Source organism: Nostoc sp. CALU 546 (assembly GCF_048836525.1).
Genome location: NZ_JAWJTF010000068.1, coordinates 1 through 14,555, shown reverse-complemented (window position 1 = coordinate 14,555; position 14,555 = coordinate 1). Strand labels below are relative to the sequence as shown.

The following is a 14,555-nucleotide window of genomic DNA, read 5'->3' as shown; positions in this document are numbered from 1 at the left end:
AGAATCCAGAATGATTAGAAAATCAAGGGTGCTATAGCTTCTTAATTTTATTCAAATTATTAAGCTTGAGTCTCAAAGTCTTCTTAATTCTGATTTCTGGATTCTGGATTCTGAATTCTTGCTTTACAATTTCAGTCTGGAGTTAATCTAACAACCAAAACTTAAGAGAACCATTCTAAAACAGCTTCTTCTTTGGTGTTAGTATTCCGAGATGGTGTCTCACGATTAAATTTCATTTGAATTGACCGGGTTTGCTCACCATCAGCAGCTACAGCCAAAATCGGGTAGTCGATTAAACCATCCTGGAAGGACATCTGGAAGCGGAATGTTCCATCTGGATTTAGCTTAATTGGACGGCCGCCAATGGTTACGGTAGCATCGGGTTCGGTTGCACCGTAGACAATCAATTCAGCATCGGCAATTAACCAGAACTGGCGCGGACGCATTGGTACGGCAGAAGCCGAGAAGCCAACACCTGACATTCCTGCACCGGAAGCGGTTAAACCAGACACGGTGGGAGCTGCCCACATACCTACACCAGAGGGGAAAACGTAGGAACTAAGGGATTGCACTCCACCTGGTACTTGGTGCTGGGAACCAAAGATAGAACCAGCAACCCGTAGCGCTTCGGCAGATTCCGCTAAACCAAAGATTTGGTCGTAGATGGGGTTGCCGTTGCCATTCACAACAGCATTGCCATTGGCGGTAGCTGCAACCTTCTTGGCAGGGGGAACTAGTTCGTATTGAGTCTTACCACGTAAATCTTCTTCAAAGTTGACGGTGATGAAGACATCTTCTATCCAGTCAGAAGGATAGACGGGAGGAATGTGTACTCTCGTAGAACGAGCTAGCACTAACCAGCGACCATCAGCAGCACGATAGCCGATATCGATCACATAATCGCGATCGCTAACTGGAACTGGTATATACCATTCTCTGGCTAGTTCATCAGCAGGATATTCTTGAATGCTGTGGGGGCTTTGGTATTCGATATCGATGTCGGTGACATCATAAATCCGGAGCGCGAGTTGTTGTCCTCCTTGCCTACGCAGTTCCTCTTTGTGTTCATTGGGAACATCCCAGTAAGTGTAAGCCCACTGAGGATCGCGCGGTAAGAGTACAATCCGGCTGTCACCATATCCAGAAGGCAAATCTGCGAGTCCTTCATCAACATCAGCTAGAGATCCACCAGTACGATCTTCCTGACCTAATTCAAACTTTGCAGCTTCCACGGTTTCTTGTGCCTCCAATGAACGAGATGGACTGAGCAAATTTCTGTTGCGCTGTACTTCTTGTATTGATGCCAGCAGTTGCGATTTACGCATTCGGCTATAGCGAGAGATACTACATTCGCTAGCAACTTTGCGTAGTTGGCGTAAGGTCATCTCCTCTAGTGGCGGGCGTTCTTTTGCCATTAATTTGGCCTCCAGTAGTTTAAGCGGTAAATGATTTCCCCTGGTTAAAGAATGCTATGTAAAATCTCATCCATTCCAGATGAATTTCTTATCCTGACTCCTGGTTTTGCCCAGTTTTTAAGTTTTTTAATCTGTTTTTAAATTGAGGTTGTTTCCTTTCAATTCCTCAGTTATGCCAAAATTAGCATTTCTTTGGGATCGGAGGATTTCTTTTTGTTAAGTCAATATTAACCACTAAGCATATCTAGGGATCAAGGGGGAACAAGTAGGTTTTTCGCCTGGTTCACGGATTTATAAGCCCTTCCGGGATCGAGTTGTTATGTTTTCATGACATTTGTCGCTAGATATGATGTTGAGCAATGATAAAAATGTCATACTTTCATGACAATCTATTGTGGGTTCGCCAAAAACCGCAATTTACCCACTCAGAACTCAGAACTCAGCACTCTTCATTCAAATGGATTGGACATAGAGCATGGGGGACTGAGGGGTTAAGATAATTAGGAAAATGACGAGTGCTGAGTTAAAAGCACTAAAGTTTGACCAAATTAAAGAAGGGCGATCGCTGCCAGCATAGACTCAAATGAATAACCTGATTCTGGTTGTAGACGACGACAATTTCATGCGAATGCATCTGAATGAGCTACTGACAGAAGCAGGGTATCAGGTGGTAGAAGCGAGTAATGGTTTAGAGGCGATCGCTACCTATACTCGCCTCCACCCAGATATAGTTCTTTTGGATGCCCTCATGCCAGTGATGGATGGGTTTAGTTGCTGCACTCAACTGCAAGCACTCCCTGATGGCAAAGACACACCAGTGTTAATGATTAGCGCTTTTTCTGATCAGGCATCTGTAGAGAAAGCTTTTGCTGTGGGTGCAACTGATTTTATAATCAAGCCGATTCAATGGCCAATATTACGTCAAAGATTGCGCCGTCTTCTAGAAGCTAGTCGGGCTGTGGAGGAATTACGACAGCAAACTGCACAGGCGCAATTGCGGGAAGCACAATTTGGCATGGCATTAGATGCGGTTCGCATGGGCATCTGGAACTGGGATCTGCTGACGAACAAAATTACTTGGTCAGATAATCTCGAAGCGCTTTTTGGCTTAGAAAAAGGAACTTTCAACTACACCTATGAAGCTTTCATCAGTTGCATTCATCCGCACGATCGCGATTTCGTCAGGCGATCGCATCAGCAAGCTATTCAGAATCGAGCCAAACATAACATCGAATTTCGAGTTGTTTTAGCCGATGGGAGAATTCGCTTTTTAGAAAGCAAAGGAGTTGTCTTTGGGGATGCGTCTGGGGTAGCTGTGCAAATGTCTGGGGTATACATGGACATCACCAAGCGCAAGCAAGCTGAGGAGGCGCTAGAAGTTCATGCTAAACAGCAAGCAATGGTGGCAGAACTAAGTCAAATGGCCTTAGCTAGTACAGACTTGACTACACTAATGAACTCATGTGTGACAATGGTCGCCCAATGTCTCAAAGTTCAGTCTTGCAAAATTTTGGAACTATTACCAGACGATCATAAATTGCTGCTACGCGCTGGAGTAGGTTGGCAACCTGGACTGGTAGGAAAGGCCACCGTTAGCGCCGGAAGCAATTCTCAAGCTGGTTACACCCTGCTTTCCCAGGAACCGGTAATTGTTGATGACCTCAGCGCCGAAACACGATTTAATGGGCCACCTCTGTTACATGACCATCAAGTGGTGAGCGGCATTAGTGTAGTGATTCATGGCAAAGAGCGTCCTTTTGGTGTCTTCGGGGCACACACAACCAGACACCACACTTTTACCAAAGATGATGTTTCTTTTCTCCAAGCGGTTGCCAACGTTCTGGCGACAGCCATTGAGCGCCAACGGGTGGAAGACGCACTTAGAGAAAGCGAAGAACGCTGTCAGTTAGCTGTGCAGGGCAATAATGATGGGATTTGGGACTGGAACGTTAAAAATAATCAAGTATTTTTCTCAACTCGCTGGAAAGAAATGCTTGGTTACGCAGAAGATGAGATTTCCAATCATTTTGATGAATGGGCAACACGAGTGCATCCCGATGATATTGGATTTGTCAGACAAGCGATCGCTGATCACTTTGCCAAAATTACCCCATTTTTTATCAGCGAACATCGAGTCCGGTGTAAGGATGACACTTACAAATGGGTTTTGGATCGCGGTCAGGCAGTATGGGATAAAGATGGTAATGTAGTGCGGATGACAAGTTGCCATGCAGATATCACTGAACGCAAACAGGCAGAAGAACAACTGCGTCAGAGTGAAGAACGTTTCCAAATAGTTGCTCGTGCTAGCAATGATCTTTTATGGGATTGGGATTTGCTGACTAATGAGGTGTGGTGGAATCAAGCTTTACAAACACTCTTTGGTTACTCAGTAGAGCAAATAACATTGAATGCTGATTGGTGGTATGAACACATACATCCAGATGACAGGCAGAGAATCGCCTCAGAAACGATGGCACTGATAGATAGCGGTAGAACATTATGGTTAAATGAATACCGCTTTCGTCGCGGCAATGGTTCTTATGCCTATGTTTTTGATCGCGGCTATGTGATTCACGATAAGACCGGCAAGCCAGTGCGAATGATTGGGGCGATGATGGATATGAGCGAACGGCAAGCTGCACAACGCGATCGCAACCGAGCACAAGCAGAATTAGAACGCCAAAATATGCGATCGCAATTGTTCGCTAATATTACCCTAAAAATTCGCCAGTCTTTACAAATCGATGAAATTCTTCAAACCAGCGTCATAGAGGTGCAAAAGCTACTGCTTGCCGACCGTGTTTTAATCCTGCGCCTACAGCCAGACGGTTCTTTTATGGCGGTGCAAGAGGCAGTAGTTCCGGGTTTACCTGTTATTCTGGGGCAACAAATTATCGACCCTTGCTTTCGCGACGATTACATCGAACAGTACCGTCAAGGGCAAATTAGTTCGATTAACGACATCAAGGAAGCTAATATCAAACCTTGCCACGTCGAATTTCTCCAACAATTCGCCGTTCAAGCCAACCTTGTAGTCCCGATTTTCCTCAAAAATCAACTGTGGGGGCTGTTAATTGCCCATCAATGCGCCCATCCCCGCCAGTGGACTGACTGGGAAATTCAACTTTTACAACAGCTGGCAGATCAAATAGCCATTGCCTCAACTCAGAGCCTAATCCTAGAACAAGAAACTCGGCAGCGGCAAGAACTCGCCCGTTCCAATAAAGAACTGCAACAATTTGCATTTGTCGCCTCCCACGATTTGCAAGAGCCACTACGTAAGATTACAACCTTTGGCGATCGGCTTAAAACCACCTGTGGCGATACATTAACCGAACAGGGACGTGATTACTTAGAACGAATGCAGAATGCTGCCAACAGAATGCAGACATTGATTGAAGACTTATTGACACTTTCACGAGTTACTACCAGGGCACAGCCTTTTGTATCAGTAAATCTGGCAAAAATTGCCCAAGAGGTATTGTGTGATTTAGAAGTGTATATCCAGCAAACTGGCGCAAGTGTAGAAATAGCAGAGTTACCCACCATTAAAGCTGATCCTTTGCAGATGCGCCAATTGCTGCAAAATCTGCTTGGTAACGCCCTCAAATTCCACCGCCCCCAGACACCACCTGTAATCAAAATCTATGGTATTGTTTTAAACAATCAAGCAGATAACACATCCGCTAATTCTGAACTCTGTCAAATCATCGTAGAAGATAATGGTATTGGTTTTGAAGAAAAATATCTCGATCGGATTTTCAATGTTTTTCAACGTTTGCATAGTAGCATTGAATACGAAGGTACTGGCATAGGTTTAGCGATCTGTCGGAAAATTGCCGAGCGTCATCATGGAAATATCACAGCCCAAAGCAAACTTGGGCAAGGAGCAAAGTTTATAATCACATTGTCAATTAATTCCCATTCTTGATTTTTATTCCTGGAGAGGGATTAATACTAGATCCCAAAATTAGCTTAATTGTACAATTGCACCCTGTAATTTGTAGGAATCATGCATTGTACAAATCAACCATCATGTTAATTATTAATACAATTCGATAATTTCAGGCTATTGGTGACTACCACGGCAGTTTGTAATTAGATATCGCTTGCTAATAGCAAAAAAAATGGCAACAAAATAAACCTTTTATATCTAAACATATAGATTGCATATTTGACTATTTTTGTCAACGTAAGAGTTGCCATCTGTGCCAAGTTAATAACTTGATTCATACTAATAAACCAATGCAAAGGAGACGATGCATAGTGAACGGTCGAAAAGCAAACCTGACAATCTTAATGGCTGATGATGATAAAGATGACGGCATCTTAGTTCGTGAAGCGTTGGCAGAAAGTCAATTGCCAATTGAACTGTACATCGTGAGTAATGGTGAAGAGTTGATGGATTATCTCTACCATCGTGGTCAATATGTTGAGAACAGCAGTTCACCGTATCCGGGTTTGATTTTATTAGATTTGAATATGCCGAGAATTGACGGTATTGAGGCACTCAAAGAGATAAAAACTGACCCACAGCTGCGGCGAATTCCAGTTGTAATCCTGTCAACATCACGAAGAGAAGAAGATATATATAATACTTACGATTTGGGCGCTAATTCTTTCATCATTAAGCCAGTGGCTTTTGCCTCATTAGTTGAAGTTATGAAGACTCTAGTCAAATACTGGTTTGAAATTGTGAAACTGCCACTAGAAGCAGTGGGAGACAAACATGGACAACAGCCCTATCAAAGTTCTGTTCATTGATGATGACGAAGACGACTATATTTTGACTCGTTATTGGTTCAATGAATTTCAGGTAGCAAACTGCGAGCTGGAATGGGTTAATAATTATGAAGCAGCAAGAAATGCGATCGCTCGCCACCAACATGACATTTATCTTGTAGACTACCGTTTGGGCCCCCATAATGGACTGGAACTTTTGCGCGAAGCAATTGCCAACGGCTGTTGTTCTCCAATAATTTTGCTAACTGGTCAAGGCGACTGGGAAATAGATATCGAAGCGATGAAAGCTGGAGCCGCAGATTATCTTGAAAAAAGCCAGTTGACAGCACCGTTGTTAGAGCGTTCTATCCGCTACGCCATTGAGCGCAAACAAACAGAACAGAAAATCCGCGAACAAGCTGCTCTACTAGATGTTGCCACCGATGCAATTTTTGTGTGTGATTTAGACGATAAAATTTTATTTTGGAACAAAGCTGCTGAGAGTCTGTACGGTTGGAAAAAAGAAGAAGCTATCAATAAAAAGACACAAGTTCTCTGGCATGAAAAAAATCTGTCTCAAGTTCAAGAAGCACTCAGTATTCTGATGAAAAATGGGTCTTGGGAGGGTGAATTACAGCAAAAAACAAAGTTGGGTAAAGAAATTATTGTTGAAAGCCGTTGGACACTAGTGCATGAATTCGGCAAAAAAGCACAATCTTTTCTCGTTGTTAACACAGATATTACACAAAAAAAACAACTCGAAGCGCAATTCCTCCGCGCCCAGCGATTGGAAAGCATTGGTACTTTAGCCAGTGGTATCGCCCACGATCTAAATAATGTTCTTGCTCCCATTTTGATGACAGCCCAACTATTGGAGGCACAACTTCATGATGAGCGTTCTCGGCGACTGCTGCCAATATTGATCACAAACGCTAAACGTGGGGCAAATTTAGTCAAACAAGTATTATCTTTTACACGTGGGCTGGAAGGCGATCGCACAATTTTACAATTAAGACATTTAATAATAGAAATCCAGCACATTATCAAAGAAACTTTTCCCAAATCCATTGAGGTTTCTACTCATATTCCGCAAAATCTTTGGACTGTATCCGGCGATGCCACCCAACTGCACCAAGTACTAATGAATTTGTGTGTCAATGCTCGTGATGCTATGCCCAATGGTGGTAATTTGAAAATATTGGCGGAAAATCTCTTAATTGATGAAAATTACGCCAAGATGCATATAGATGCGAAAGTCGGTCATCACATTGTAATTACTATTAGTGATGGGGGAATTGGGATTCAAAGAGAAATATTAGATCGGATATTTGAGCCATTTTTTACTACCAAAGAACTCGGCAAAGGTACTGGTCTTGGTCTTTCTACAGTACTTGGCATTATTAAAAGCCACGGCGGGTTTATCGACGTATACAGCGAACAAGGAAAAGGCAGTCAATTTAAGGTGTATTTGCCAGCACAAGATGCGAGAGAAACTATAGAAGAACAAGAACAGGGATTACCTCCAGGCCAAGGAGAATTAATTTTAGTTGTAGATGACGAAGCTGCTATTCGAGATGTGACAAAAACATCTCTAGAAAGCCATAACTACAAAGCAATCACAGCTAGTGATGGCATTGAAGCCATAGCCTTATATGCAGAACATCAAGATGAAATATCTCTTGTATTAACTGATATGGTCATGCCATCTATGGATGGCATAACTACTATCCGTACCCTGCGAAAAATTAATCCAGATGTCAAAATTATTGCTGTCAGTGGACTTAGTTCCTCTGATAAAGTTAACACAGCTTATGACATGGGTATCAAAGCCTTTTTATGCAAACCCTATACAGCTAGCCAATTATTGCAAACTATTAGCACAGTCAAGAAGAGTTAGAGATTGGGCATTGGGCATTGGGCATTGGGCATTGGGAATTGGGAATTGGGAATTACTAATTTATTTGTCAAACTTGAGAGTTATAATTTTAGTAACTCCTAACTCTTAACTCTTCACTTTTAATATTTAATCCCCCATGACGAAGGATGAAGTCTTAGCGGCTAATGCAGCTTTTTATCGAGCTTTTGAAAGAAAAGATATTGAGATAATGAGTGCAGTATGGTCACAAGGAACTGGTAGTTTTTGTATTCATCCTGGAAGTAATATACTGCGAGGTTGGAAGGAGATTCGCATCTCTTGGGAGCAGATATTTAAAAATACCGCTTATATAGAAATAAACACAGATATAATTGCTACAGAGATAACTGATAATATCGCTTATGTTGTGCTGAGAGAAAATGTGTTCCAAGTCGTAGGTGGTAGAAGACTTGAAGCACAATCAACAGCTACAAATATATTTCAGTTTCTTGGTGGTAAGTGGTATTTAATTCATCATCATGGCAGTCCAATTTTGCGATGAGGTTTGGGGAACTGGGGACTGGGGACTGGGGACTAGCTCAGAGTTTTGTAATACCCAATGCCCAATGCCCAATGCCCAATGCCCAATGCCCAATGCCCAATGCCCAATGCCCAATGACAAATGACTAATGACTAATGACTAATGACTAATCAATTCAACTGCATCTCGTCCATCGCAATTTTGTAAGTAAACTTTGACAATTTCTTCTTTAGCGGTAGGCAACTTTTTGCCAATAAAATCTGGGTGAATTGGTAATTCTCGATGTCCCCTGTCTACCAATACAGCTAAACGAATCACTTCTGGTCTACCGTAATCGTTGACTGCGTTCAAAGCAGCGCGAATTGTCCGTCCTTTGAAAATCACATCATCCACTAGTACAACCGTTTTTCCCGTAAGGTCAAAAGGAATTTCGCTTTTCGTTGGAGTCCGCAATCCAATTTTGTCGAGGTCATCTCGATAAAATGTAATGTCTAAAGCGCCGACTGACACAGCAACACCTTCCAGTGTCTCTATTTGACGCGCCAACAATTCGGCTAATAACGCACCCCTGGTATAAATACCAAGAAGTACCAGTTGAGACAAATCACGCGTCCTTTCCACAATTTGAGAGGCCAAGCGAGTCAAGGTACGACGGATTTCTTCTGATGAGAGAATTTCAACTACTTTGGCAGACATAGCGAGTGATAAGTTAGGAGTGATGAGTCAAGGGTTAGAAGTTTTTATTCTTAACTCCTAACTTTATATTTATCATTACTTATTTGGGAGTATTAAGAATATAGCGATCGCTATCCCTAACCATAGCAAAAAACAATATCGAGTCAGCTGCAAAGCATTCTGAATAGAAGTTGCAGTTATGGGATAAATAGCATCTCCTAGCAGTGGTTTGTACTTAGCTACCCCACGATACCAATTTGTACCGCCCATCTGCACTCCCAAAAAAGCCGCATAGGCGCACTCACTCCAGCCAGAATTGGGACTAGGATCGTTAATTGCATCCCGACGACAAATTCGCCAAACATGCATTGGTTTACCCGATAACAACGCCAGAGTCATGACTGTTAACCGACAAGGTAGCCAAGTCAAATAATCTTCTAATCGCGCACAGAACCATCCAAAATAAGTATAGGGTGCTTCTCGGTAGCCCACCATTGAATCAAGGGTACTGCTAGCTTTATATGCTAAAACCAAGGGCGTTGGCCCTACAACTGGTATAAAAACACCAATAATTGCATAAAAAAGCGGAGCCATTACCCCATCGGTGGTATTTTCAGCAACGGTTTCTAAAACTGCTCGTAAAATTTCTGCTTGCGAGAGGTTTTGAGTATCTCGACCAACATAATTACTTAAAATCTTCCGAGCCTTCTCCAAATCTCCTGCTGTTAAAGGTTGTAAAACAGCCTCCGCTGCTGCTCGTAAACTTCTACCAGCAAAACAACTAGCTAAAAGAATGCTATTTATTGCAATTCCCAACAATGGATGAACCCATGTGGCACTTTGAATAATCAAAAAGCCAACAAGACCGCTACCAATTATTAGGATAATACCTAGTACAATTCCAGCTAGGCGTTGTGTTAGAGAATTTTGACACAATTGGAGAAAAAATTTGGTCAGGCGAGAAATTACCCACCCCATAACTTGCACTGGATGAGGCCAATCCCAAGGATCACCAATTAAATAATCTAAAAGTGCAGCAATAATTAAAACAACAGCGGATGTCATTTGTTCTTTGTCATTTGTTCTTTGTGAAAACCAATGCTCAACACCCAATGACCAATGACTAAACCACAAAACTAGCTTCTTCTCCAAGGGAAGCTTGCCAGCTACGAGCATCGTAATAAAGGTCTGCGAGGGTAATACTGTACAAAGCTTCTTTGAGCTTTTGGTTGAGTCTCTGCCAGAGGCTAAATGTTACCCAATCTTCCGCTTGTGTTGGTGCTGGGGTGTGATGGGGTAAATGGCTAGTCTCGCCAACTGCTTCTAAAATTTGCCCTATAGATATTTGTATAGGCTCTCTTGCCAATTGATACCCGCCGATGCTACCACGAATTGATTTCACTAACCCAGCACGACGCATTTCTATTAGTAGTTTTTCAAGGTAAGGAGCTGGGATATCTTGGCGTTTTGCGATCGCTCTCACAGATACAGGGCCATATTTTGGCTGTAAACTCAAATCTAGCAACGCCTTTACACTATAGTGTCCTCTGGTAGTTAGTTTCATTTTGGCAAGCTTTGTTGTTTGTCCTTTATCATTTGTCATTTGTAAATAACCAATGACCAATGACCAATAACTAAGGATCAGTTTTGCTTATCATTCTGTGACTCAGTTATCATCCTCAACAACTAGACAACCTTTTGAGCGTTAGTTTAGAAAACTTCAAACTTGTATAGTCTAGCAGTAATTCACAAACTATATATAGTTATCAGCATTGCCAGCATTCTATAAATTAGATTGTCTTGGCAATATTGGTAATGGCATAACAATTGTGCATCTGAGTGTAATATACTTGGCTAGGTTGAGATAAAAACTAAAGGATTATGTTCCTATTAGCTCAACGTCAGCTAAAATAAAATCGATTCAAACACTTCAAACATTCATTTTCGACCTAAGTTGATGCCTAAACAGAAAAAAATTGAACCCCTACTCGGTGAAGAACTGCTCAGAAAAGTCAAAGAGCTAGAGAACGAGAGCAAGGAAGATAAAGCCAAAAAATGCGGCTACTATACCGTTACCAAAAATGGTATAGAGCGCGTCAATATGATGAAGTTCTTAAATGCCCTAATTGATGCCGAAGGCATTCAGTTGGACAGTACACCCAGTGCTAATGGGCGTGGTGGACGTAGTGCTAGCTATAGAATTAGTGTGCAATCGAATGGTAACTTACTTATAGGTTCAGCTTATACAAAACAGATGAATCTGAAACCAGGAGATGAGTTTCTGATCACTTTAGGCAAAAAGCACATTCGTCTGAGACAGGTAGATCCAGAAGATCGGGAAGAAGATGAAGCCATAGAAGCCACAGCTTAATAAATAGTCATTAGTCAATTGTCATTTGTCCTTTGTGAAAACTAATGACTAATGACTAATGACTAATGACTAATGACCAATGACTATATCTGTAGTGGGTAAAACTGGTAAATAGTGGCGAAGTGCCTTGCGCGTTACTGCTAAATTGCAGGTTAATGCAATTTGCTCTCTTTCTAGTAAACCCAAAATGCGATCGGGTTTTTCTCGTGCTACTACTGGTAATTGATGCAAACCCCGAAGACTCATCCTGTCTAAAGCTTCAGATAATAGTTCATCCTGCCATGCATAGAGAATTTCAGTAGTACAAATGTCTATGAGAGTTTGACTGGATAAATTATCTGGAATTTCAGTTAGAGAATTTGGGTATGTTTGCCAAAAATTAAGGGCACGATTAATATCTTCCAGAGAAAGTATACCAACTAATTGCTCTGCTTCATCTATTACTAAAGCACTGCGGACGCGATCGCGGGTCATTTCTACAGCTGCATCTAACACTCCAAGAGTTGCAGGTAACTTTTTTGGACAGGGATACATAGCATCTTCTACCAAAATTTGCTGCACAATTTCTGCTTGTTCATCTTTCAATGCCGAAAGACCAATTTGTTGGAGATTAGAGTTAGAGTTAAAAGTTGGTTTAATCCTTTCCACTAGCCAAACACTCAAACCCACAGCTGCCATCAATGGTAAAACAATACGATAGTCGCGGGTTAATTCAAACAGCATTAAAATAGCTGTTAACGGCGCTCTGACACTAGCAGCTAGTACTGCTGCCATTCCCACCATTGCGTAAGCTGGGGGAGCTGCCATTTGATCACAAATTGCTGGGAATGCTACAGCCAAAATTTTGGCGTAGGCTGAACCAAAAGAAGCACCTAAAAACATTGCTGGTGCAAACAACCCACCGATGAAACCACTACCCGTACTAATTGCAGTCATCAGTAGCTTTACTACCAACAGCACAACTAATAGGTAGAGTGGAAACTCAACATCCTGAAGCATTGCTTCTACAGTTTCATAACCGACACCCAGAATTTGCGGAAAGCGCAAAGCAACAGCGCCAATTATCACACCGCCAATGATTGGATGAATCGGCTGAGGAATTCGTCCCAAGAAGGCAAAACCTGGAACATTCCCAGCAAAGCAAGCTTTTGCTCCCCGAATTGATTGAGTATAAGCCAGAGAAACTAGGCTGGCCCCTAAACCCAATCCCAGGTAAAGGGGTAATTCCAAAGGACTGCGGACTTGGTAAACAGGTAAATCAAAAGCAGGTTGTGCCCCCAAACCAATTTGGGCAATTAATGCTGCTACCACCGCCGCTAGCAGCACCACACTCACCGCAGAAGTAGCGAAAGATGTAGCTCCCATCACCACCTCCAGGGCAAAAAATACTCCAGCAATGGGAGCATTAAATCCCGCAGCAAGTCCAGCCGCCGCCCCAGCACCCAACAGCAACCGCTGTCGTTCTTGAGATACATTGAGAATCACAGAGAACAACATCCCAAAATTGGCGCCAATTTCGACACTCGGCCCCTCTGGCCCCAAAGAAGCACCACTCCCCAAAGAAACAGATGCGGCCAGCATCTTTGTAACTGGTCTTAGTGGTCGCTTAATCTCTTTTCCTTGAGAAGCGGCGATGAGAGATGAAAGTCCAGGGCCAAAGTCTTGAGTGCGCCAGCGCATCAAGCCAACGATTAACCCGCCAAGGGTGGGAACGCAGGCTAGAGTCCAAGCACCCCAGACCCCAATTTGACCCATTAAATTTTCCAGCATCAGCTGGTGAATCAACTGGATTAAATAGTGAAAGGTGACTACACCCATACCAGTACCACCGCCAATCAGCATGGCTAAAAATAGCACTACGGTTTCTGGTGATGGTTGAAAACGATTAATTAGGTGAGCTAAACGCGCGGAAAGTGCAGGAAAGGCAGGTTGTTCCGTTACCTTCCTCAGTTGAGTGAGAGGCAAGAGAGTCATTGAGAGGCGGGGTAAATGTAAGAAAAAATTTAAATTTTTATCTGTTACTTCTCATTGTGAGCCATTCTTTAGCAACCAGACAAGTAGACTTTATTTGCTTGATTTACAAAGCTTTAGCAAAAAATTTCATTGTGCGAAATTTTTGTGGGGAGAATGGTTAAATGGGAGACAATTATTATTTAAGGGTCAACGATGCCTAGCTTGGGCGTAGCTGCGATTAGTGGGGTGCAAACGAGCGCCAACACTATTCTTTAATAGAGACAAGAGAGTTTTTGTTGGCTGGGTGGACGCACCCGTAAACATCAACTAGGAGTCATCCTTGCCTAAATCTAGCTATACTCGTGTTGCGACCATTGAGCCATCCTTGGTAGTAATACAATGTATGTATAGTTTATGCCTGATTTCAGATCATACATTGATTCCAATTGAATATAGCTATTGTTATAGAGCGAGTAAATGGACTAGGCGGACGAGGTAAATGAATATACACACCTTTGATAATCATTATGTTACTTGCCCAATTTGCCAAAGAAATGCTACGCCCAAACCAGTCAAAACGCGCATGGGCTTGTTTTGCTGTCCCTATTGCCAGGAGAGGCTAGTAGTTTGCCAGAGTGGTCATTATGTCCGCGATCCGTTTACTTGGAGACACTTGATGATGTCTTCGGCGCTACGAAAGCAAAGCCGACCTTTAGCGAGGATTATCAGAGATTTTGTCTTGCTCAAGCGTCCGATGGTAGCCTTGGCTGTAGGAAGTGCTATTTTCTTTAGTGCGATCGCCTTGACCCAAGAAAAGACAAGCTACGATCGCCAAATATTTCCCACAACAGAGAAAGTTAATGAACCAGGAAACAAATCTCAGTAAATGGATTAATTTGGTATAAATCAAATCTTACTTTGATTTTTGTAATATTATAAACTAAATACTTATGTGAAACCGTGTCTTATTGCCCCAAATAGGACACGGTTTTACATTCATTATTTATCAGAAAAATGGGT

Annotated in this window: 12 protein-coding genes; 7 read left to right on the top strand and 5 right to left on the bottom strand. The window is 42.3% G+C overall.

What is annotated here, in order from left to right:
* Positions 1–161: 161 nt before the first annotated feature.
* The gene (locus tag RRG12_RS27385) at positions 162–1,415 is read right to left on the bottom strand and encodes a DUF4912 domain-containing protein (protein ID WP_069071637.1); all 1,254 of its coding nucleotides are present in this window, start codon (positions 1,413–1,415) and stop codon (positions 162–164) included.
* Positions 1,416–1,998: 583 nt separating this feature from the next.
* Between RRG12_RS27385 and RRG12_RS27380 the strand changes: the two genes are divergently transcribed.
* The 5 genes from RRG12_RS27380 (at position 1,999) to RRG12_RS27360 (ending at position 8,681) form a co-directional block, all read left to right on the top strand.
* The gene (locus RRG12_RS27380) at positions 1,999–5,349 is read left to right on the top strand and encodes a PAS domain-containing protein (protein WP_420761336.1); all 3,351 of its coding nucleotides are present in this window, start codon (positions 1,999–2,001) and stop codon (positions 5,347–5,349) included.
* Between the two features lie 368 nt (positions 5,350–5,717).
* Positions 5,718–6,182: a response regulator gene (locus RRG12_RS27375; RefSeq protein WP_420761362.1), complete on the top strand. Its 465-nt coding sequence runs from the start codon at positions 5,718–5,720 to the stop codon at positions 6,180–6,182.
* The gene (locus RRG12_RS27370; RefSeq protein WP_420761335.1) at positions 6,148–8,037 is read left to right on the top strand and encodes a response regulator; all 1,890 of its coding nucleotides are present in this window, start codon (positions 6,148–6,150) and stop codon (positions 8,035–8,037) included. The genes RRG12_RS27375 and RRG12_RS27370 overlap by 35 nt, the downstream gene beginning before the upstream one ends.
* Before the next feature lie 136 nt (positions 8,038–8,173).
* Positions 8,174–8,557 carry a nuclear transport factor 2 family protein gene (locus RRG12_RS27365; protein ID WP_069071633.1) on the top strand — a complete coding sequence of 128 codons (384 nt, stop codon included), beginning with the start codon at positions 8,174–8,176 and terminating at the stop codon, positions 8,555–8,557.
* Entirely contained in the window at positions 8,535–8,681 is a 147-nt protein-coding gene (locus tag RRG12_RS27360; protein ID WP_420761334.1) for a histidine kinase, read from the top strand. Before RRG12_RS27365 ends, RRG12_RS27360 begins: the two co-directional genes overlap by 23 nt.
* Positions 8,682–8,695: 14 nt before the next feature.
* Here the strand turns inward: RRG12_RS27360 and pyrR are convergent, their stop codons facing one another.
* The 3 genes from pyrR to RRG12_RS27345 all read right to left on the bottom strand — a co-directional run bounded on the left by pyrR (position 8,696) and on the right by RRG12_RS27345 (position 10,775).
* A complete protein-coding gene (gene pyrR, locus RRG12_RS27355; protein WP_069071632.1) occupies positions 8,696–9,232 on the bottom strand; it encodes a bifunctional pyr operon transcriptional regulator/uracil phosphoribosyltransferase PyrR in 537 nt (178 codons plus the stop codon).
* A gap of 75 nt (positions 9,233–9,307) precedes the next feature.
* Positions 9,308–10,276, bottom strand: a complete 969-nt coding sequence (gene cbiB, locus RRG12_RS27350) for an adenosylcobinamide-phosphate synthase CbiB (RefSeq protein WP_420761333.1) — start codon at positions 10,274–10,276, stop codon at positions 9,308–9,310.
* A gap of 58 nt (positions 10,277–10,334) precedes the next feature.
* Entirely contained in the window at positions 10,335–10,775 is a 441-nt protein-coding gene (locus tag RRG12_RS27345; protein ID WP_069071683.1) for an Rrf2 family transcriptional regulator, read from the bottom strand.
* Positions 10,776–11,168: 393 nt separating this feature from the next.
* Here RRG12_RS27345 and RRG12_RS27340 point away from each other — a divergent pair, with 393 nt between their 5' ends.
* Positions 11,169–11,582, top strand: coding sequence for an AbrB family transcriptional regulator (locus RRG12_RS27340; RefSeq protein WP_069071631.1), 414 nt, complete (start codon positions 11,169–11,171; stop codon positions 11,580–11,582).
* A 69-nt stretch (positions 11,583–11,651) separates the two neighbouring features.
* Here RRG12_RS27340 and RRG12_RS27335 read toward each other — a convergent pair whose 3' ends face one another.
* Positions 11,652–13,556, bottom strand: coding sequence for a chloride channel protein (locus RRG12_RS27335; RefSeq protein WP_420761332.1), 1,905 nt, complete (start codon positions 13,554–13,556; stop codon positions 11,652–11,654).
* A 478-nt stretch (positions 13,557–14,034) separates the two neighbouring features.
* Between RRG12_RS27335 and RRG12_RS27330 the strand changes: the two genes are divergently transcribed.
* Positions 14,035–14,421, top strand: coding sequence for a hypothetical protein (locus RRG12_RS27330; RefSeq protein WP_420761331.1), 387 nt, complete (start codon positions 14,035–14,037; stop codon positions 14,419–14,421).
* Positions 14,422–14,555 lie beyond the last annotated feature (134 nt).

Bases quoted from the DNA above. Each gene is read 5' to 3' on its own strand.
- RRG12_RS27385 (WP_069071637.1), bottom strand. From the start codon at position 1,415: ATGGCAAAAGAACGCCCGCCACTAGAGGAGATGACCTTACGCCAACTA.
- RRG12_RS27380 (WP_420761336.1), top strand. From the start codon at position 1,999: ATGAATAACCTGATTCTGGTTGTAGACGACGACAATTTCATGCGAATG.
- RRG12_RS27375 (WP_420761362.1), top strand. From the start codon at position 5,718: ATGGCTGATGATGATAAAGATGACGGCATCTTAGTTCGTGAAGCGTTG.
- RRG12_RS27370 (WP_420761335.1), top strand. From the start codon at position 6,148: ATGGACAACAGCCCTATCAAAGTTCTGTTCATTGATGATGACGAAGAC.
- RRG12_RS27365 (WP_069071633.1), top strand. From the start codon at position 8,174: ATGACGAAGGATGAAGTCTTAGCGGCTAATGCAGCTTTTTATCGAGCT.
- RRG12_RS27360 (WP_420761334.1), top strand. From the start codon at position 8,535: ATGGCAGTCCAATTTTGCGATGAGGTTTGGGGAACTGGGGACTGGGGA.
- pyrR (WP_069071632.1), bottom strand. From the start codon at position 9,232: ATGTCTGCCAAAGTAGTTGAAATTCTCTCATCAGAAGAAATCCGTCGT.
- cbiB (WP_420761333.1), bottom strand. From the start codon at position 10,276: ATGACATCCGCTGTTGTTTTAATTATTGCTGCACTTTTAGATTATTTA.
- RRG12_RS27345 (WP_069071683.1), bottom strand. From the start codon at position 10,775: ATGAAACTAACTACCAGAGGACACTATAGTGTAAAGGCGTTGCTAGAT.
- RRG12_RS27340 (WP_069071631.1), top strand. From the start codon at position 11,169: ATGCCTAAACAGAAAAAAATTGAACCCCTACTCGGTGAAGAACTGCTC.
- RRG12_RS27335 (WP_420761332.1), bottom strand. From the start codon at position 13,556: ATGACTCTCTTGCCTCTCACTCAACTGAGGAAGGTAACGGAACAACCT.
- RRG12_RS27330 (WP_420761331.1), top strand. From the start codon at position 14,035: ATGAATATACACACCTTTGATAATCATTATGTTACTTGCCCAATTTGC.